The 18,460-nt window shown below is 65.7% G+C and carries 18 protein-coding genes; 6 read left to right on the forward strand and 12 right to left on the reverse strand.

Going from position 1 to position 18,460, the window contains the following annotated elements:
• Window positions 1-331 precede the first annotated feature (331 nt).
• Both EPN59_RS08195 and argC read left to right on the forward strand, forming a co-directional pair.
• Window positions 332-922: a YbhB/YbcL family Raf kinase inhibitor-like protein gene (locus tag EPN59_RS08195; protein ID WP_293036358.1), complete on the forward strand. Its 591-nt coding sequence runs from the start codon at window positions 332-334 to the stop codon at window positions 920-922.
• 156 nt (window positions 923-1,078) lie between these two features.
• Window positions 1,079-2,026, forward strand: coding sequence for an N-acetyl-gamma-glutamyl-phosphate reductase (argC, locus tag EPN59_RS08200; RefSeq protein ID WP_293036360.1), 948 nt, complete (start codon window positions 1,079-1,081; stop codon window positions 2,024-2,026).
• A 346-nt stretch (window positions 2,027-2,372) separates the two neighbouring features.
• On the opposite strand, the gene EPN59_RS08205 is transcribed toward argC, so the two are convergent.
• Both EPN59_RS08205 and EPN59_RS08210 read right to left on the reverse strand, forming a co-directional pair.
• Entirely contained in the window at window positions 2,373-2,738 is a 366-nt protein-coding gene (locus tag EPN59_RS08205; protein WP_293036362.1) for a response regulator, read from the reverse strand.
• Window positions 2,739-3,015: 277 nt separating this feature from the next.
• Window positions 3,016-3,900 carry an NAD(P)-dependent oxidoreductase gene (locus EPN59_RS08210; RefSeq protein ID WP_293036364.1) on the reverse strand — a complete coding sequence of 295 codons (885 nt, stop codon included), beginning with the start codon at window positions 3,898-3,900 and terminating at the stop codon, window positions 3,016-3,018.
• 101 nt (window positions 3,901-4,001) lie between these two features.
• Between EPN59_RS08210 and EPN59_RS08215 the strand changes: the two genes are divergently transcribed.
• The 3 genes from EPN59_RS08215 (at window position 4,002) to EPN59_RS08225 (ending at window position 6,284) form a co-directional block, all read left to right on the forward strand.
• Window positions 4,002-4,772, forward strand: a complete 771-nt coding sequence (locus EPN59_RS08215) for a Mut7-C RNAse domain-containing protein (RefSeq protein WP_293036366.1) — start codon at window positions 4,002-4,004, stop codon at window positions 4,770-4,772.
• A gap of 78 nt (window positions 4,773-4,850) precedes the next feature.
• Window positions 4,851-5,132, forward strand: coding sequence for a hypothetical protein (locus EPN59_RS08220; protein WP_293036368.1), 282 nt, complete (start codon window positions 4,851-4,853; stop codon window positions 5,130-5,132).
• A gap of 207 nt (window positions 5,133-5,339) precedes the next feature.
• Window positions 5,340-6,284 (forward strand): DMT family transporter, encoded by a 945-nt coding sequence (locus tag EPN59_RS08225; RefSeq protein WP_293036369.1) that lies wholly within the window; start codon window positions 5,340-5,342, stop codon window positions 6,282-6,284.
• 60 nt (window positions 6,285-6,344) lie between these two features.
• On the opposite strand, the gene EPN59_RS08230 is transcribed toward EPN59_RS08225, so the two are convergent.
• The 3 genes from EPN59_RS08230 to norV all read right to left on the reverse strand — a co-directional run bounded on the left by EPN59_RS08230 (window position 6,345) and on the right by norV (window position 10,199).
• Window positions 6,345-7,091 (reverse strand): Sir2 family NAD-dependent protein deacetylase, encoded by a 747-nt coding sequence (locus EPN59_RS08230; RefSeq protein WP_293036371.1) that lies wholly within the window; start codon window positions 7,089-7,091, stop codon window positions 6,345-6,347.
• Window positions 7,092-7,527: 436 nt separating this feature from the next.
• Entirely contained in the window at window positions 7,528-8,670 is a 1,143-nt protein-coding gene (norW, locus tag EPN59_RS08235) for an NADH:flavorubredoxin reductase NorW (protein WP_293045873.1), read from the reverse strand.
• The gene (gene norV / locus EPN59_RS08240) at window positions 8,667-10,199 is read right to left on the reverse strand and encodes an anaerobic nitric oxide reductase flavorubredoxin (RefSeq protein ID WP_293045876.1); all 1,533 of its coding nucleotides are present in this window, start codon (window positions 10,197-10,199) and stop codon (window positions 8,667-8,669) included. The genes norW and norV overlap by 4 nt, the downstream gene beginning before the upstream one ends.
• 161 nt (window positions 10,200-10,360) lie before the next feature.
• Here norV and norR point away from each other — a divergent pair, with 161 nt between their 5' ends.
• The gene (gene norR / locus EPN59_RS08245) at window positions 10,361-11,887 is read left to right on the forward strand and encodes a nitric oxide reductase transcriptional regulator NorR (protein ID WP_293034366.1); all 1,527 of its coding nucleotides are present in this window, start codon (window positions 10,361-10,363) and stop codon (window positions 11,885-11,887) included.
• A 26-nt stretch (window positions 11,888-11,913) separates the two neighbouring features.
• Here the strand turns inward: norR and glmS are convergent, their stop codons facing one another.
• The 7 genes from glmS to EPN59_RS08280 form a co-directional block, all read right to left on the reverse strand.
• Window positions 11,914-13,731, reverse strand: a complete 1,818-nt coding sequence (glmS, locus tag EPN59_RS08250) for a glutamine--fructose-6-phosphate transaminase (isomerizing) (RefSeq protein WP_293034365.1) — start codon at window positions 13,729-13,731, stop codon at window positions 11,914-11,916.
• Window positions 13,732-13,778: 47 nt separating this feature from the next.
• On the reverse strand, window positions 13,779-15,152 hold the full coding sequence (gene glmU, locus EPN59_RS08255; RefSeq protein WP_293034364.1) for a bifunctional UDP-N-acetylglucosamine diphosphorylase/glucosamine-1-phosphate N-acetyltransferase GlmU: 1,374 nt from the start codon (window positions 15,150-15,152) through the stop codon (window positions 13,779-13,781).
• Between the two features lie 127 nt (window positions 15,153-15,279).
• The gene (gene ttcA / locus EPN59_RS08260; RefSeq protein ID WP_293045882.1) at window positions 15,280-16,191 is read right to left on the reverse strand and encodes a tRNA 2-thiocytidine(32) synthetase TtcA; all 912 of its coding nucleotides are present in this window, start codon (window positions 16,189-16,191) and stop codon (window positions 15,280-15,282) included.
• A gap of 126 nt (window positions 16,192-16,317) precedes the next feature.
• Window positions 16,318-16,713, reverse strand: a complete 396-nt coding sequence (locus EPN59_RS08265; protein WP_293034363.1) for a dihydroneopterin aldolase — start codon at window positions 16,711-16,713, stop codon at window positions 16,318-16,320.
• Window positions 16,714-16,868: 155 nt separating this feature from the next.
• Entirely contained in the window at window positions 16,869-17,738 is an 870-nt protein-coding gene (locus tag EPN59_RS08270) for an SDR family oxidoreductase (RefSeq protein ID WP_293034362.1), read from the reverse strand.
• 96 nt (window positions 17,739-17,834) lie between these two features.
• Window positions 17,835-18,149, reverse strand: a complete 315-nt coding sequence (locus tag EPN59_RS08275; RefSeq protein ID WP_293034361.1) for a type II toxin-antitoxin system RelE/ParE family toxin — start codon at window positions 18,147-18,149, stop codon at window positions 17,835-17,837.
• A complete protein-coding gene (locus tag EPN59_RS08280; RefSeq protein ID WP_293034360.1) occupies window positions 18,149-18,427 on the reverse strand; it encodes a type II toxin-antitoxin system ParD family antitoxin in 279 nt (92 codons plus the stop codon). Before EPN59_RS08280 ends, EPN59_RS08275 begins: the two co-directional genes overlap by 1 nt.
• Window positions 18,428-18,460 lie beyond the last annotated feature (33 nt).

Below are 18,460 nucleotides of genomic sequence, written 5' to 3' on the forward strand. Positions count from 1 at the left end.
CAGGCCAACCCCATCACGCAGGTGCCTGTCGACCAGCTTCTGTTTGAACCGCTCATCGTACTTCGTCATGAAAAACACCCCAAAGGCTGGATCGGCGTCCAACTTTTGGGGTGCAGTTCAACAGTGGGTTTTTTATTCGCTTCCCGTTGCGGCCAGGCGCGCCTACGCACACCCGCCGATAACGATTCCCGCCCACGCGCCATACTCTGCAAAGCGAGACGGCACTACGGGATAGCGCTCTATCGAAGCGGTCCCGATCTGGAACACAATTCGAAACGTCACCTCGGCGGTTCGCGGGCGGCATTCGATGAACACACGGGAGAACGGGTCAATGGATCGCGCCCACGCCAGCACGCCACTTTCACGCTGCCTTCGGCTCGTACTCGGCTGCGCGCCGCTGGCGCTCGTCGCTCATGCGGATGTCGCGGCTCATGCAGGCGAGGCGTTCTCGGTTTCGAGCACGACGATGCATGACGGCGGGCACGTCGCCGCAGCGCAGGTCTTCAACAAGGGCGGCTGCGACGGCGGCAACCGCTCGCCGCAGCTGACGTGGCGCAACGCCCCGGCCGGGACGCGCAGTTTCGCCATCACGATGTTCGATCCCGATGCGCCCGGCCCCGGCTGGTGGCACTGGGCCGTCGCAGACATACCGGCGCGCGTGACGGCGCTGCCGGAGAACGCGAGCGCGTCGGGCGAACTGAAGGCGCTCGGCGCCATCGAAGCCCGCAACGACTTCGATGCCGACGGTTACGGCGGCCCCTGTCCGCCGCCGGGCAAGCCGCATCGCTACGTGATCACGGTGTACGCGCTCAGCATCGACCGGCTCGGCATTCCACAAGGACGCCCCGCTGCCCTGTTCGATCACGAAATTTCGGGGGCCAGGCTCGGCAGCGCGCAGCTCACGGTCACGTACGGACGCTGAAGGCCGGTGAATCGGTGGTCGTGCGCGACGCGCCATTTTTTTCCGGGACGGCCTGCACCTCGATGCGCATCAAGTCTTAAAATACCGTTCCGGCGCCCGACGGGTCAGCACCCGTTGCGCGAGCGCCCCGAACCACCCGCGTTCAGAGAGACTGCAATGAGCACGAAAGTTTTTGTCGACGGACAGGAAGGCACGACCGGCCTGAAGATTTTCGAGTACCTGTCAGCGCGCGCCGACGTCGAGATCCTGCGTATCGACGAAGCGAAGCGCAAGGATGTCGAGGAACGCCGCCGTCTCATCAACGCCTCGGACGTGACGTTCCTCTGCCTGCCCGATGCCGCCTCGCGCGAATCGGCTTCGCTGGTCGAAAACGGCCGCACCGTGCTGATCGACGCGAGCACCGCATTCCGCACGAGCGCCGACTGGGCCTACGGCCTGCCCGAACTCACGCGCCAGCAGCGCGAGCGCGTGCGCAACGCGAAGCGCATCGCCGTGCCGGGCTGCCACGCTTCGGCGTTCGTGCTCGCCATGCGCCCGCTCGTCGAGGCCGGTCTGGTCGGCGCCGATTTCGCGGCCCACGCGTACTCGCTGACCGGGTACAGCGGCGGCGGCAAGAAAATGATCGCGGAGTACGAAGCAGGCGGCAACGCGAAGCTGATGAGCCCGCGCCCTTACGCGCTCGGCCTCGCGCACAAGCACCTGCCGGAGATGGCCGCGCACGGCGGCCTGAAGCTCACGCCGGTGTTCACGCCTGTCGTCGGCCCGTTCTACAAAGGTCTTGCCGTCACGACCTTCTTCTCGCCGCAGCAGCTCACGCGCCGCGCGAAGCCGCAGGACATTCAGGCGCTGTTCGCCGAGTACTATGCGGGCGAGGCATTCGTGCGCGTGGCGTCGTACAACGCCGACGAGAACCTCGATAACGGCGCCTTCGACGTCCAGGCGAACAACGACACGAATCGCGTCGATCTGTTCGTGTTCGGCAACGACGAGCAGTTCGTGACCGTCGCGCGCCTCGACAATCTGGGCAAGGGTGCGTCGGGTGCGGCGATCCAGTGCATGAACCTCGCCATCGGCGCGGCGGAAGACACCGGCCTCAAGGGCTGATTTACCGCACGCGTACCGACATCGGCAGCGCAAAGCAAAACAAAGCAAAACCGGCTCTGCAAAGAGCCGGTTCAGATTGCTGACGAACCCCATGTTTTTCGGAACATGGGGTTTTGTCTTTCAGGCGACGGTGCTGCGAATGCGGGAAAAATGCGGGACGAACGCCGCACAAACGCCGCACGATGGCAGCAAAAAGCGTGCAGAAAAAAAAAGCCCGCCAGGTCGGCGGGCTTAATCCATATCAGAGGAGACATGGAGGAGACGAAATCAGTATAGCCACATTCGTGGTGCGACGCAACATGTAAAGTAGCATGGACCCCAATGTTGTAATTCAACAACATCCAGCCTACTGGCCGATCATCGAGAGTATGAACATCAGCTGATCGAGTCCCACCGGGCGCACCAGATGCACATCGAAGCCCGCCGCCAGCGCTTCGTCGCGGTGGCGCGAGTCGCCCCAGCCGGTCAGCGCAATGAGCAGCCGCATGCGCGTGCCGGTCGCCTCCCGCAGCCGGTGGACGATGGTTGCCGGATCCTCGGCCTGCAACGACAACGCGATGATCGCGACGTCCGGCGCAAAGCGCGCAGCGGCCTCGACCGCATCGTCGAGCGTGCGCGCCACGGCAATCGCATAACCGAGGTCCGTGAGCAGCGTGCCAAGCCCCGTTAGCGACTTCTCGTCGGTATCGGCGATCAGAATGCGCGTTTCCACCCGCCGTCTCCTGCCATTGTGGTTGTCATTCGTCCACTGCCCAGCACGATTCGTTCCGGCGCGCCGCAAGGCCCGCTCCAGCGCACCTCGCAATGTGGCCCGACGCGTCGGCTGCCATTGTCCTCGTCTGCTTTAACCCGCATTGTGCGACACCGAGCACGCGTATGAAGATTGCGCTGCGGCCGCTCCGTTGGCAACCCGTGCCTAAGCAGGCAAATCGCATCGACCCGCCGAATCGACCGGTAAAGCGGCTCCATCGTCGCGACACACCGCACCATCACGCCTCACGCGGCGTCTGCCCGGCGCGCCGCGCAGCAACCTCGCCGAGCACCGCGAAATCACGTTCGCCGTCGCCATGCGCGATGGCGTCGAGCAGGCTGTCGCGCACGACGCTCGCCACCGGCATCGGCGCCGCCACTTCGTCTGCCGCCGCCAGCGCAAGCCGCACGTCCTTGAGACCGAGCCGCGCCTTGAAGAGCGCGGGTTCGTAGCGCCGTTCTGCGATCATCGCGCCATAATCCGCGTACACGGGGCCGGGAAACGGCCCGCCGGCCACCACGTCGAGAAAGTCGCGCATCGCCACGCCGTGCCCCGACAGCAGCGCCGACGCCTCGCCGAGCGTCTCCACCGCCGACGCCAGCATGAAATTCGCCGCCAGCTTCATCACGTTCGCCTGCTGCGGCCGCGCGCCGATGCGCCAGGTTTTCTGGCCGATCACGTCGAATAGCGGCTGCACATGATTGATCGCTTCGGCGGCGCCCGCCGCGACGATCGTCAGTTTCGCGGCCCGCGCGGCGTCCGTGCGGCCCAGCACCGGCGCGGCCACGTATTGCAGGCCGCGCTCGGCATGCGCGCGCGCAAGCTCTCCGGCGAGCGCAACCGAAATCGTCGCCATGTTCACGTGGACGAAGCCGCGCGGGGCCTGGTCGAGCAACGCGGCGTCGACCACATCGCGCAACGCCGCGTCGTCGGCGAGCATCGAAATGACGGCATCACCGGCGAAGGCGGCAGCAGGCGTGGCGACCACCTGCGCTCCGGCTGCGGCGAGCGGCTGCGTGCGCTCCGGCGTGCGGTTCCACACGCGCACCTGATGCCCCGCCTTCAGCAGATTGGCGGCAATCGCGCCCCCCATTTCACCGAGGCCGATAAAACCGATATCCATCTCAAGCTCCTTCAGGGTGAGAACCGGCAGTAGAGCACAGCCATGCGCGCAGTGCAGTCAAACGCGCGCCGACGGTCCCCGTCCGGTGCCATACTGGCCGCATGGTTACCGCCACTTTCCGCTTCTACGAGGAGTTGAACGACTTCCTTGCGCGGCCGCTGCGCCGCCGCGCATTCAGTTGCGCGTGCGCACGCAATGCCACCGCGAAGCACATGATCGAAGCGCTCGGCGTGCCGCACACCGAAGTCGAACTGATCCTCGTGAACGGCGAATCGGTCGGGTTCGAGCATCCGCTTGCGGACGGCGACCGCGTCGCCGTCTATCCGAAGTTCGAGGCGCTCGACATCCGCCCGCTGCTGCGCGTGCGCACGGAGCCGCTACGCGAGTTGCGCTTCGTCGCCGATGCGCATCTCGGCGGCCTCGCGCAACTGCTGCGGCTCGCGGGCTTCGATACGCTCTACGACAACAATTTCCCCGACCAGGAAATCGAAGCGCTCGCCGCCGCCGAGCACCGCGTGGTGCTCACGCGCGACCGCGAACTGCTCAAGCGCCGCACGATCACGCACGGCTGCTACGTGCGCGCGCTGAAGCCGAGCGCGCAACTCGACGAAATCTTCGAGCGGCTGGATCTTGCCGCCAGCGCGCGACCTTTCCGGCTCTGCCTGACGTGCAACGCGCCGCTGCGCCCGATCGAACGCGGCGAAGCGCGTGCGCGCGTGCCGGAGGGCGTATTCGAGCGTCAGACGCGCTTTGTCACCTGCGATGTCTGCCGGCGCGTGTTCTGGGAAGGCTCGCACTGGCAGCGCATGCGCGCGCTGATGGACCACGTCACACGCACTGCGCCGCATATTCGAACGCAGACGCGGACATGAAGCGAAACATATCGGCGATGGACGCCCCCGGTCGAATGCGTACAATGCGCGCCACTGCCTAACATCGGAGCCAACAGCATGGCCATGAAGAAAACCGACCTTGAGAAGAACAAGGCACTCAAACTGATGCAAGCGACGAACCAGGCCGGGCCCGAGCGCTTCGGCAAGGGTTCGACCGCGACGCTGGACCGCCGCGAGCGCCGCAAGCTCGACCAGGCGCAGGGGCTCGTACCGTTCGCCTGCAAGCTCAACGCCGACCTGGTCGTGCAGTTGAAGTCGCGTGCCGAGCAGCATCCCGGCGGCCTGAACGGTCTCCTGACCGAATTGCTCGAACAGGGCCTCGCGCACGACGCGTCGTAACACGCGCGGCGCTGCAAAAGGCGCATCCAGCCGCGAATGGCGCGGGTCGTCCGCAAATGGGGCGGTATTCGTATCGATACGCCTGGCAGACAGCCGCCTTTCAATTCGGATACGATCGAGGTCTGCGCGCACCACGCAGGCGTTGCATGCCAACGCCACCACCTTGAAAACGGTGCCGCGGCAGTCCTCGAATAAAGAGAAATCCGCTTGAAATCCGCCTCCCGCCAACACCTGCGCGCCAATCTGATGATGCTGGCGGCCGCCATGATCTGGGGCTCGGCCTTCGTCGCCCAGCGACTGAGCCTCGACGCCATCGGCCCGTTCCTCTTCACGGGTTTGCGTTTCCTGCTTGGCGCCGCCGTCGTCTCGACATTCGTGTTCGTCCTGCGCCGGCCCGCGCGCCGCACGGCAGACGCCGCGCCGCCGCGCCTCTTCGACGCCGCCCTGCTGCGCGCGGGCGTCCTGCTCGGCCTGTTGCTCGCCGTCGCCATTTCCCTCCAGCAGATCGGCCTTCGCTACACGTTGATCGCCAATGCGGGCTTCATCAGCTCGCTCTACGTGGTCATCGTGCCCCTGATCGGCGTCTTGCTGCGTCATCGCACGGGTCCCGGCACGTGGCTCGGCGCCGCGCTGGCCGCAGTCGGGCTCTATCTGCTCAGCATCAACGAGCATTTCTCGATCATGTACGGCGACTGGTACCAGCTCGGCTGTGCAATCGTGATCTCGATCCAGGTGATGCTCGTGGGCCGCTACGCGCCGCGCCACGATCCGCTCGCCCTGTCCATCGTGCAGTTCGTCACGTGCGGGGTCGCGTGTCTCGCGATCGGCCTCGTGCGCGAACCGCTGCAGCTCGCGAGCCTCGTGCGCGCCGCGCCCACGATCCTGTATGGCGGCGGACTTTCAGTAGGCGTCGCCTACACGATTCAGGTGGTCGCCCAGCGCTACGCGGCACCCGCGCATGCCGCTGTGATCTTCAGCATGGAAGGCGTATTCGCCGCGCTGGCGGGTTGGGCCGTGCTCGGCGAAACGATGACGGCGCGCGCGCTCACGGGCTGCGCGTTGATGCTGGCGGGCCTGCTCGCATGCCAGTTGCTTCCCTCAGGACGCATGCTCACCGAATCGGAGCAGCGGCAACCGGCCGAACCGGCCTGATTCACGACGTTTCTCTCCACGAGCGCGCGCTCGCGCGCTTGCTCCGATCATCGCGCGGCATTAGCCGCCAGCCATCATCCGGGTAACCGTATCGGCGAGGTTATGCAGGCCGGCCGTCGCCGGTTTGGCCTCCACCACGCCGAAGCATTCGGTGCGCTTCGGCGCCGGATCGACGACGAAATTGCGCCTGTGCTTCCCGAGGCGTTCGGGCGGCAGCAGCCGCTCGGGCGGAATCACCTCGAACGCCGTCCCGACGGCGATGAACAGATCATCCGCCGTCATCGACTGCTGAACGCGCCAGAGCGTCTCGTATTCGGGCGCAGCCTCGTTGAAGAACACCACGCCGGGCTTCACGCTGTCCGCCTGGCCGCACGACGGGCACGCCGCCTGCGGATCGAGCGTCTCGCCGGTCATCGGAAAGCGGTGGTCGCAGTCGGTGCACAGGAGCGAAACCATGTCGCCGTGCAGGTGCGTGACCTGACGCGCGCCGGCCTGCTCCAGCAGATCGTCGATGTTCTGCGTGATCAGATGCACGCGCTGCGTGCCCCACGTCTCCTGCCATTCGGCCAGCAGCCGATGGGCGTCGTTGGGGCGCGCGCCCGCGCATTCGGCAAGGCGCCGGTTGTAGAAGCGGAACACGGCCGGCCGGTTGCGACGCCAGGTCAGGTAGTTGCACACCTCGTCCATATTCTCGTGCGTCCAGATGCCATCGCCCGTGCGAAACGTCGAGATGCCGCTTTCCGCCGAGAGGCCCGCCCCCGAAAACACGTACATGTGGGGCTTGCGCCGTTGTTGCAGTTCGACCAATTTCGTCTCCAGGTGGGATCGGCGCCATTATGACGCCGCGCCGCGCGCCGGACAGCGCGGCATGCAACGCTTTCGACTGCACGCGCCAATGCGCTTCGCGGGGACGGTTCGAAGGAGATGGGCTAAAGCTTGCGCAGGGCCACGCCCGGCAGCTTTAACGGAAGAGACAACTGATCGGATGATCAGCAAAAAGCAGGGAAAAAAAGGATCGGGCGCAACGCAATGCCACTGCTCCGGGGAAAAGCAGGGACAGCTCGTATTAACGCGAGCCGGATCTGTTCGATACGCGCTGTCGCGGCCCAGGGGAAAACAGCGACAGCGCGTATCGACGCAAACCGGACTCGGGCGCCCGATCAAAGTGGAGAACCGGAATCAGCCGGGCGTGGATATCGTCATTTCCACGCCCGGCCACTCTGTTTACCGGTGTCTTTCCCGCTCACAGGGTGGGTCGGGGAAGTTCACGGAACACAGTAAAAGCCTGACTGATGCGGTCGCCGCCCGCGACGAAGCCGCACAGCTTGCCGGCCGCATCGAACGCACGGGCGAGCATGCCGCTCGCATTCCATTCGGACTGCCACGACAGACCTTCGCCGTTCGTGCGGCCCGCCAGCTGCAGCGGATAAACCGGGGTCTTCACGCGCACCATCATGTGCGGCAGCACGAGCGGCGTCGGCTTGCCGAGCAGCGTTGCCGCGAGTGCGGTCGCGCCGAGCAAGGCGGGCTGCAGGAAAGGCATGAGCTTGCCCTGCTTTTCCGCGCCGTCGCCGAGCGCGTAGATATCGGGCACGCTGGTGCGCAGGTGGTCGTCGACGGCAATGCCGCGCCGGACTTCGATCCCCGCCGCGCGGGCGAGCGACACTTCCGGCGCAAGGCCGACCGCCGCGAGGACGAGGTCATGCCGGCTCGTCGTGCCGTCGGTCATGCTGACGTCGAAACCGTCGTCGGCCGCCGCGATGGCCTGCACGCCACGGCCCAGTTGCAGCCGCACCCCCGCCGTCTTCAGCGCTTCGATCAGCGGCTGGCTCAAGGCAGCGGGCAGCAGCGCGGAGAGCGGGCTCGCGGCGTTGTCGACGAGCGTCACCTCACGGCCGGTCGTGGCGATGTCCATGGCGAGTTCCGTGCCGATCAGGCCCGCGCCCAGCACGAACACGCGGCGCGCCGTCGCCAGTTGCGGCTCCAGCTTCGCGAATTCGTCGAGGCTGTTGAGCGTGTACATCAGATCCGATCCGGGAAATCCAGGCCGCACCGCGCGCGCGCCGGTAGCGAGCACGAGCTGCTCGTAGGCGCTCTCGCCCTCCGACGTTACCAGGACGCGGCGCACCGTATCGATGGACTCGACCCGGCACCGCGCCTGCAGCGTGACGTTCAGCTCGGCGGCGAACGCCTCGCCCGAGCGCGACGGCAAGCCGGTAGCCGTGGTGGCGCGGCTCGCCACGTGGCTCAGGTCCGGCTTGTTGTATTCGTCGCCGTTGCAGGCGGTGATGATGCGTACCGGCACCTCCGCGTCGTGCTTGCGAATGTTGCGGACGAGTTGTTGGGCAGCGAAGCCGCTGCCGATGATCGTAATAGCGCGTTTCATGCTGCAGCCTTCTCCTGAACAGGTTCGAACACGGCTTTACCGATGCCGCAGCCGGGGCAGAGGAACGTATCGGGCACGTCCTCCCAGGGCGTGCCGGGCGCGACCAGTTGATCGGGCTCGCCCAGCGCGGGGTCGTAAATCCACTGGCACACGGTGCACACCATGCAGCCGCCGCAGGACGAAGCAGCCGCGCCGGTGGCGGCGGGCGCCTTGGCTGCGGGGGCAGCGGCGGCCGCAGTGGCGGCGGCTGCTACGGCGGCGGCATTGACCTTGCTGCCGTCGGCGTCGTTTGCCGCAACGGCCGTTTCGCGGCGGCGAGCCGGTTCGATCGGATGCAGCGCCCACTGGCGCGCGATCTGGCGGCCATGCTCACGGCACAGTTCGATCGTCGCGGCATCCGGGCGCCACTTGGCCTTCAGCGAGAGGGCGATGTCGAAACCGGCGTCCATGAGACGCGTCTGGATGCGATCGACCGCACCGCCCGACCACCCGAAGCTGCCGAACGCGGAAGCCTTCTTGCTGCGAAAACGCAGCCCGGTGATCTCCTCCAGCATGCCGGCGACCTTGGGCATCATGACGTTGTTCATCGTCGAGGAACCGACGAGCACGCCCTTCGAACGGAACACGTTCGAGAGGATTTCGTTCTTGTCGTGGCGCGCGACGTTGAAAATCTTCACGGCGACGGCCGGGTCGGTTTCGTGGATGCCCTGCGCAATGGCGTCGGCCATCATCCGCGTGTTGTTCGACATCGAGTCGTAGAACAGCGTGATGCGGTCTTCCTGGTAGTTGTTCGCCCATTCGAGGTACTTCAGGATGATCTGCGTGGGGTTGTCGCGCCAGACCACGCCGTGCGAGGTGGCCACCATGTCGACAGGCAGGCCGAACCCGAGCACTTCATTGATCTTGGCGGTCACGAGCGCGCTGAACGGCGTGAGGATGTTCGCGTAGTAGCGCAGGCACTGCTCCATCAATTCACCCTGGTCGACCTCGTCGTTGAACAGGTGCTCGTCGCAGTAGTGCTGGCCGAAGGCGTCGTTGCTGAACAGCACGGCGTCGCCGGTCAGGTAGGTCATCATGCTGTCGGGCCAGTGCAGCATCGGCGTTTCGATGAAGACGAGCTGCTTGCCGTTGCCGATGTCGAGCTTGTCGCCCGTGCGCACGGTGCGGAAATTCCACTCCGGGTGGTGATGGTGGCCGACGATCGAATCGAGCGCGTTGTTCGTGCAGTAGATCGGCGTGCCCGGAATCAGCGCCATCAGTTCGGCCAGCGCGCCCGCGTGGTCTTCCTCCGCGTGGTTGATGATCACGTAGTCGATCGTGCTGAGGTCGACCTCGGCGGCCAGATCGCGAATGTACTCGCGGCTGAACCGGTGATCCACCGTGTCGATGAGAACAGTCTTCTCTTCGCGAATCAGATAGCTGTTGTAGCTGCTGCCCCGCAGCGTCCCGTATTCGGTGCCGTGGAAGCTGCGGACTTCCCAATCGCGCTGGCCGACCCAATGGACGTTGTTTTTGAGCAGAATGGACATGGTGTTTCCTTTAGTGGGTGAACGGTTGCGGGGAACATCTACTGCAAACTGTGTGCCAGCCCGTCACCCACTGATAAACATACAACTTTTATCCATCAATTGTTTAAAAGACAATTCTCCGGTATTGTTTCGCCGACAAATCCATCGTCAAACCGACAATAATGCTCAGCGCCGACACTCTTACCCGCATCGCACTCGATCTTCAGCGGGGCAATTCGCACCGCGAGCGCTTCGAGCAGCTGATCCAGAGCGTGCGGCAGCTTTTTCGTTCCGACGCCTCCGCGCTGCTTCGTTACAACCGCGGCACCTTCATTCCGCTTGCCATCGACGGCCTGTCGCCCGACGTCATGGGGCGGCGCTTTCTCGTGAGCGAGCACCCGCGTCTGGAAGCGATTGCACGCGCGGGCGACGTCGTGCGCTTTCCGCCGGACAGCGACCTGCCCGACCCGTACGACAGCCTGATTGCCCGGCTCGACCATCTGCATGTGCATGCCTGCATGGGCATTCCGCTGCTCAGCGAAGAGGTGCTGATCGGCGCGCTGACCATCGACGGCCTGAATCCCTCGCAGTTCGACGGCTTCGACGATCAGGATCTCGGCGTGATCGGCGCGCTCGCCTCGGCGGCGCTCGCCAACGCGCTGCTGCTCGAACAGATGGCGAGCGATCCCCACGGCACCGCCAATCCCCCGGTGCGCCAGATTGCCGCGGCGACGGGCGAAGGCGAGATGATCGGCACGTCGGCCGCCATGCAGCAGTTGCGCAGCGAGATCGGCGTGGTGGCCGGGACGGATCTGAACGTGCTGATCCTCGGAGAGACCGGCACGGGAAAGGAACTGATTGCGCGGGCCGTTCACGCGGGCTCGGCGCGGCGCGCGAGCCCGCTCGTTTATCTGAATTGCGCGGCCCTGCCCGAGAGCGTCGCCGAGAGCGAGCTGTTCGGCCACGTGAAGGGCGCCTTCACCGGCGCCATCCACAATCGCACCGGCAAGTTCGAGCTGGCTCACCAGGGCACGCTGTTTCTCGACGAGATCGGCGAACTGCCGCTGTCGTTGCAGGCCAAGCTGCTGCGGGTGCTGCAATACGGCGACCTGCAGCGGATCGGCGACGACAGCCAGCGCAAGGTCGACGTCCGCGTGATCGCCGCGACCAACAAGGACCTCAAGGCCGAAACCGTCACCGGGCAGTTCCGCGCCGATCTTTATCACCGCCTGAGCGTCTTTCCGCTGCACGCGCCGTCGCTACGCGAGCATTGCGAGGACATTCCGCTCCTGACCGGCTTCTTCCTCGAACGCTGGCGCGGCACGATGGGTCTGAATACGCTGTCGATCGACCAGGACACGCTGGAGGCGCTGGCTGCGCGTCCGTGGCACGGCAACGTGCGCGAACTCGAACACGTGCTGCGCCGCGCGGCGGTGCTTGCGCGTGCCGAGCAGGGGGAGAAGGCGGTGATCCACGAGCATCACATCTGCCCGGGCGATCGGCAGCCTGTCGCGGGGCACGCGCCGTTGGCGGCGCAGCCCGAGAATCTGCGCGAGATGAGTCTCAAGGATGCCACCGACGCGTTTCAGCGCACGATGATCAGCAAGGCAGTCGACGACTGTGACGGCAACTGGGCCGGGGCCGCACGAAGGCTCGCGCTCAACCCGGGCAACCTGCATCGGCTGGCGCTACGGCTCGGGTTGAAATAGCGAGCTCAGCACAAACCGCCCCAGCCTCACTCCACCGTGACAGACTTCGCGAGATTACGCGGCTTGTCGACGTCGGTGCCGCGCACGCATGCCGTGTGATACGCGAGCAGTTGCAGCGGCACGACGTGCAGGATCGGCGAAAGCAGCCCGTAATGCTCGGGCATGCGAATGACGTGAATGCCGTCGCCGCTCGTGATGTGCGTATCGGCATCGGCGAACACATAAAGCCGGCCGCCGCGCGCGCGCACTTCCTGCATGTTGGACTTGAGCTTTTCGAGCAGCGCGTCGTTCGGTGCGACCGTCACGACCGGTATCGCCTCGGTCACGAGCGCGAGCGGCCCGTGCTTGAGCTCACCGGCCGGATAGGCTTCCGCGTGGATGTACGAGATTTCCTTGAGCTTGAGCGCGCCTTCGAGCGCGATCGGATAGTGCAGCCCGCGGCCGAGGAAAAGCGCATTCTCCTTGCGCGCGAACTCTTCCGACCACGCGATGATCTGCGGCTCCAGCGCCAGCACGCCGTTGAGCGCGGCAGGCAGGTGGCGCAGCAGCTTCACGTATTGCGCTTCCTGTTCGGCGCTCACGTGGCCGCGCAGCTTGCCCAGCGTCGCCGCAAGAATGAAGAGGCCGACCAGCTGCGTCGTGAACGCCTTCGTCGAAGCCACGCCGATCTCGCGGCCCGCATGCGTGAGGAACTTCAGTTCGGTGAGCTGAACCATCGCGCTCGTCGCGACGTTGCACACCGCGAGCGTGTGCGTCATGCCGAGCGACTGCGCGTGCTTGAGCGCCGCGAGCGTGTCCGCCGTTTCGCCCGACTGCGAAATCGTGACGACGAGCGCGCGCGGATTCGGCACCGACTCGCGATAGCGGTATTCGCTCGCGATCTCGACATCGGTGCGGATCTTCGCGACCGATTCGAGCCAGTACTTCGCCGTGAGACCCGCGTAGTAGCTCGTGCCGCACGCGAGAATCAGGATGCTGTCGATGTCCCCGAACACGGCGCGTGCGTTCTCGCCGAACAGAGCGGGCTCGAAAGCTTCTGCGGCCGGAATCGTGTCGCCGATCGCGCGCGGCTGCTCGAAGATTTCCTTCTGCATGTAGTGACGATACGGGCCGAGATCGACGGTGCCGCCGTAGGCCTGCACTTCGCGCGCTTCGCGCTGGACTTCATGGCCGCTGCCATCGGCAATGCGCACGCGTTCGAGCGTCAATTCGCAGACGTCGCCCTCTTCGAGGAAGATCATGTGGCTCGCGCTGCCCGCGACGGCCAGCGCATCCGAGGCGAGGAAGTTCTCGCCGTTGCCGAGGCCCACCACGAGCGGCGAGCCCGCGCGCGCGCCCACGACCGTGTGCGGCTGATCCTTGTGGACGACTGCAATCGCATACGCGCCGCTCAGTTGCTGCACGGCTTCGCGCACGGCGGCGAACAGATCGCCGCGATAGAGGCTGTGCACGAGGTGCGCGATGACTTCCGTATCGGTCTGCGAAACGAATTCGTAGCCCTTCGCGCGCAAGGCCTCGCGCAGCGATTCGTAGTTTTCGATGATGCCGTTGTGAACGATCGCAAGCGCATCGTGCGAGAAGAGCGGATGCGCGTTGCTCACGGTCGGCGCGCCGTGCGTCGCCCAGCGCGTGTGCGAGATGCCGGTCACGCCTTCGAAGCGCGCTTCGCGCACCTGGTCATCGAGTTCGGCCACGCGCGAGACGCTGCGCACGCGCTCGGCGCCCGCGCTCGTGACGACGGCGACGCCGCACGAATCGTAACCGCGATATTCGAGTCGCCGCAGTCCTTCGATCAGGACGGGCACGATATTACGTTGCGCCACCGCGCCAACAATGCCGCACATAGCTTTCGATCCTTTGCAATAAAAAGTCCGGGGGCTGCGTTATTTCTTTATTTCTTTTTCTTGACCGGTCGCACGTAGCCGGACTTCGAGACCTGCGATTTTTCGTTGAGCACGAGCATGTCGTCGGCGACGTCCTTCCACACCGTCGTGCCCGCCGCGATCGTGACGCCGCGGCCCACGCGCACCGGCGCGACCAGTTGCGTATCCGAGCCGACGAACACGTTGTCGCCGATCACCGTGCGGTGCTTGTTCGCGCCGTCGTAGTTGCAGGTGATGGTGCCCGCACCGATGTTCACGCCCGCGCCGACATCGGCGTCGCCGACGTAGCTCAGGTGATTCGCCTTCGAACCGTGACCGATGTTCGCGTTCTTGATCTCGACGAAATTGCCGACGTGGACCTCGTCAGCAAGCTGCGTTCCCGGGCGCAGACGCGCATACGGTCCGAGCACGGCCTGCGCGCCGACGCGCGCGTTCTCGATGTGCGTGTAGGCGTCGATGCGCGTGCCCGCGCCGATCGCGGCCTGGCGGATCACGCAGTTCGGGCCGATGGTGACGTTGTCCGCCAGCGTCACGTCGCCTTCGAACACGCAGTTCACGTCGATGAACACGTCGCGCCCGCACGCGAGCGTGCCGCGCACGTCGATGCGAGAAGGGTCCGCGAGCGTCACGCCCGCGACGAGCAGCGACTCGGCCACGTTGCGCTGATAGACGCGCTCGAGTTCGGCGAGCTGCTGCTTGCTGTTGACGCCGAGCGTTTCGGCTTCGTCGTCGGGCTGCGCCGTGACGACCGGATGGCCCGCCGCGATGGCGTGCTCGACCACGTCGGTGAGATAGAACTCGCCCTGCGCATTGTCGTTCTTCAGCGCGGCGAGCCAGCTCGCGAGCGGCGCGCTCGGCGTGATGATGATGCCCGTGTTGATCTCGGCGATCCGGCGCTCCGCCTCGCTCGCGTCTTTCTGCTCGACGATGCGCACCACCTTGCCCGCCGCATCGCGCACGATGCGCCCGTAGCCTGCGGGATCGTCGAGCGTAACGGTCAGGATGCCGTAACCGGCCTTCTCTCCGGCCACGCGCGCTGCGTCTGCAAGACGCTTGAGCGTCGAGGCGCGCGTGAGCGGCACGTCGCCGTAAAGCACGAGCGTCGGCACGCTCGTATCGAGCAACGGCAGCGCCTGCGCGAGCGCGTGGCCCGTGCCGCGCTGCTCGTGCTGCACGGCGAACTGGACGTCGGGCGCGGCGACCGCTGCGCGCACCGCGTCGGCGCCATGGCCGATCACGACGACGAGGCGGGTCGGTTCGAGCGTGCGGGCGGTATCGAGAACGTGCGAGAGAAGCGGCCGGCCGGCCAGCGGATGCAGCACTTTGGGCAGCGCCGAATGCATGCGCTTGCCCATGCCTGCCGCGAGAATCACGATGTTCATTGCATCGGTGAAGGGGAATTTGAAGCCGCCGATTCTAGCATGCGGGCCTACCCGCAAGCGGCGGTCTGACGGGGCCGGATGAGCACGGTCGGCCCCGCGCGCGTCGAACGCGGAATCAAACGCGACCTTACAGATCGTCGAGCTTCGCAAACGAAATCGGCGTGCCTTCGGCGGTGAGCGACGGCGTGTCGGCCGAGCACGGATCGTCGTCGAAGGCGATGTCGCCGAGCGGATCGACCACGCCCGTCGTGCGCAGATCCTTGAAGCTGAACAGCGACGCATCCATCAGGTGCGACGGCACGACGTTGCCGAGCGCGTTGAACATGTTTTCGACGCGGCCCGGGAAGCGCTTATCCCACTCGCGGATCAGCGCCTTCATTTCGGCGCGCTTGAGGTTGGGCTGGCTGCCGCAGAGGTTGCACGGAATCAGCGGGAATTCGCGCAGTTCCGCGAATTTCTCGAGATCCGTTTCCTTCACGTACGCGAGCGGCCGGATCACGATGTTCTTGCCGTCGTCGGACTGCAGCTTGGGCGGCATGCCCTTCAGCTTGCCGCCGTAGAACAGGTTCAGCAGGAGCGTCTGGAGAATGTCGTCGCGATGGTGGCCGAGCGCGATCTTGGTCGCGCCCAGCTCGCCCGCCACGCGGTACAGAATGCCGCGGCGCAGCCGCGAGCACAGCGAGCACGTCGTCTTGCCCTCGGGCACGAGGCGCTTGACGATGCCGTAGGTGTCCTGGTTCTCGATGTGGAACGGCACGCCGACTTTGGTCAGGTACTCGGGCAGCACATGCTCGGGAAAGCCGGGCTGCTTCTGGTCGAGGTTCACGGCCACGATCTCGAAGTCGATCGGCGCGCGCTCGCGCAGGCGCATGAGGATGTCGAGCAGCGCGTAGCTGTCCTTGCCGCCCGAGAGGCACACCATCACCTTGTCGCCGTTCTCGATCATGTTGTAGTCGCCGATTGCCTGGCCGACCTGGTGCATGAGCCGCTTGAAGAGCTTGTTGTTCTCGTAGGCGTCCTTCTGCTCGCGGCGCGTCATCGCGGGGCGGCCGCTGCCTTGCGCCTGTGCCGCTTCCGGCGCATCCGGCGCGGTCACGGCTGCGGCGGCGCTGCCGTCCTCGATGGCGCGCGCCTCGACGGAGACGTTTTGGGGGGCGTTCATGACTCAGTCCTCTTTGATGCGAAAGACTTCGACGCCCACCGCGTCGCAGTCCGGATAAACGTCGGGCTTCTCGGTCGAGAGGCGCACCGCGCGCACGAGCGGGTGCGCGAGCAGCGCGGTCGCGAGATCGTCGCAGAGCGTTTCCTGCAGATGGATATGGCCCTGGCTCACGCGCGCGGCCACGGTCGCGCGCATGTAGTCATAGTCGACCACTTCGCGCAGCTTGTCCTCGAGCGGCGTGGTCTGCGCGAGCGGCACGAAGAGATCGACGTTGATCACGACGCGCTGTTCGCCGCGTTTTTCGAAGTCGTGCACGCCGATGTTGATGTTGACTTCGTAGTTGCGCAAAAAGAGCCGGCGGCAATCGGCGAGCCGGGGGTGCAGCAAGACGGCGGACATAGTCGTTCCAGTCGATAAAAAAGCGTGCCTTCGCGGCACGCGCGCGGGCGCCAAGCGCCCGGCGGTTCATACGGTATTCCTTCGTGCGCACGCGCAGGTTTCGCGCTGTGCCGCGCAGGACTCTTGTTCCGGCGCATCGTTTCGCGTGCCGCCGCTCATGCTCCCGTCAGATACATCACGTCGCGCGGCAGCGGCACGAGGTGCTGTCCGCCGTCGACCACGAGCGTCGTGCCGGTCACGCCCGAAGCCCCCGCGAGATACAGCGCGGCCTCGACGAGATCGGCGGGCCGCGACGCACGGCCAAGCGGCGTCAGCTTGTGCGCGGCCTCGAAGCCTTCCGGCGTCTGGTCGGCCGACTGCAGCGTGAGGCCCGGCGCGAGCCCGACCACGCGCACCTTCGGCGCGAGCGCCTGGGCGAGCGCGACGGTGGCGTTCGCGAGCGCGGCCTTCGTCAGCGTGTACGAGAGGTAATCCGGGTTCATGTTGTACAGCTTCTGGTCCAGCACGTTGATCACACAGGTGCGCTGCGATTCGTCGGCCACGGCGGCATCGGGCGTCGCCTCGTACAGCGTGCGCGCCAGCACGAGCGGCGCGCCCACGTTGATCGCCATCAAGTTGAGCAGCTTCTCGTAGCCGATGTCGCGCGCCGTGTCTTCATCGAAGGACGACGCGTTGTTCAGCACGCACGCGGGCCGCCCGAGCGCCGCCGTGCAGGCGGGCACGAGCCGCGCGACGTCGGCCTCGCTCGCGAGGTCGGCATGCAGCGCCACCGCACGCCGCCCGAGCGCCTCGATCTGCGCGACGAGTTCGTCAGCCGCGTCCCCGGAGCCGCCGAAATGCACCGCCACGTCCCAGCCGCGCGCCGCAAAGCCCAGCGACAGCGCGCGCCCGATCCGGCGCGCGCCGCCCGTGACCAGCACCACGCGCGACAAGGCGCCCACGGACGAACCGTGGCCGGAAGGACGGGATGCGGCGGAGGCCTCGGCGGAACCGCTAGACGGGCGGGAACCGGTAGGTGCGCTCATGTGCAATGAAATCTGCAGGGACAAACAAAATTTATATCAATCAACAGGTTGCGCTCCCGCTGCTGCCTGGAGCGTCGCAACATAAGGTGCTATTCGTTAGTCGGCGATCACGGACAGCACAGCATTGTAGTCTTGGCCACCGCAGAACACGCCGAGGATATAAACGGTTGCGTCGATCACAGCAAACGCAATAATCGCGCTCCCGCGGTAGTGGGTGATCCGCAAGCCCGGCCGGATATCGTCGCGCGGCACGCCCCGCTGCGGGAACGATCTCAGGCTCTCGCAATACTCTATGATCGAGTCGACATAAGTAGCAGCAACGCGCGGGGAGCCCTGGCCGGCAATGTAGCCCTCAAGCACTTCGAGTTGCTGCACCGCCTCGGGGGCAAATTCGACGTTGAACGCCGTCATCAGGCTTTCGGCGTGCGGGTCTGACGTTTGGCGGCAAGGCGCTCGCGAACCTGCCCGGTAGTCAGCGCCCGCGACGGATCAGCCTTCAATGCTTCGTATGCCGGTGCGACCGTGCTCAGGAGCCACGATTCGACGGCCCGGTCGCGAGCGGCAAGCGTCCGCAATCCATCTCTGATAACTTCACTGTCCGATGCGTATTCACCGCTCTCGACCTTGGCGCGCACCAGCGCCGCTAACTCGGCGGGCAGCGTAATGCTGAACTGTTGGGTTGTTCGCACGTGATGCCTCCCCAGATTGCAACAGGATTTAAT

Origin of the sequence: Paraburkholderia sp. (assembly GCF_004298475.1) — a bacterium.
Taxonomy (GTDB): Bacteria; Pseudomonadota; Gammaproteobacteria; order Burkholderiales; family Burkholderiaceae; genus Paraburkholderia; species Paraburkholderia denitrificans.

Bases quoted from the DNA above. Each gene is read 5' to 3' on its own strand.
- EPN59_RS08195 (WP_293036358.1), top strand. From the start codon at position 332: ATGGATCGCGCCCACGCCAGCACGCCACTTTCACGCTGCCTTCGGCTC.
- argC (WP_293036360.1), top strand. From the start codon at position 1,079: ATGAGCACGAAAGTTTTTGTCGACGGACAGGAAGGCACGACCGGCCTG.
- EPN59_RS08210 (WP_293036364.1), bottom strand. From the start codon at position 3,900: ATGGATATCGGTTTTATCGGCCTCGGTGAAATGGGGGGCGCGATTGCC.
- EPN59_RS08215 (WP_293036366.1), top strand. From the start codon at position 4,002: ATGGTTACCGCCACTTTCCGCTTCTACGAGGAGTTGAACGACTTCCTT.
- EPN59_RS08220 (WP_293036368.1), top strand. From the start codon at position 4,851: ATGGCCATGAAGAAAACCGACCTTGAGAAGAACAAGGCACTCAAACTG.
- norW (WP_293045873.1), bottom strand. From the start codon at position 8,670: ATGAAACGCGCTATTACGATCATCGGCAGCGGCTTCGCTGCCCAACAA.
- norV (WP_293045876.1), bottom strand. From the start codon at position 10,199: ATGTCCATTCTGCTCAAAAACAACGTCCATTGGGTCGGCCAGCGCGAT.
- norR (WP_293034366.1), top strand. From the start codon at position 10,361: ATGCTCAGCGCCGACACTCTTACCCGCATCGCACTCGATCTTCAGCGG.
- glmS (WP_293034365.1), bottom strand. From the start codon at position 13,731: ATGTGCGGCATTGTTGGCGCGGTGGCGCAACGTAATATCGTGCCCGTC.
- glmU (WP_293034364.1), bottom strand. From the start codon at position 15,152: ATGAACATCGTGATTCTCGCGGCAGGCATGGGCAAGCGCATGCATTCG.
- ttcA (WP_293045882.1), bottom strand. From the start codon at position 16,191: ATGACGCGCCGCGAGCAGAAGGACGCCTACGAGAACAACAAGCTCTTC.
- EPN59_RS08265 (WP_293034363.1), bottom strand. From the start codon at position 16,713: ATGTCCGCCGTCTTGCTGCACCCCCGGCTCGCCGATTGCCGCCGGCTC.
- EPN59_RS08270 (WP_293034362.1), bottom strand. From the start codon at position 17,738: ATGAGCGCACCTACCGGTTCCCGCCCGTCTAGCGGTTCCGCCGAGGCC.
- EPN59_RS08275 (WP_293034361.1), bottom strand. From the start codon at position 18,149: ATGACGGCGTTCAACGTCGAATTTGCCCCCGAGGCGGTGCAGCAACTC.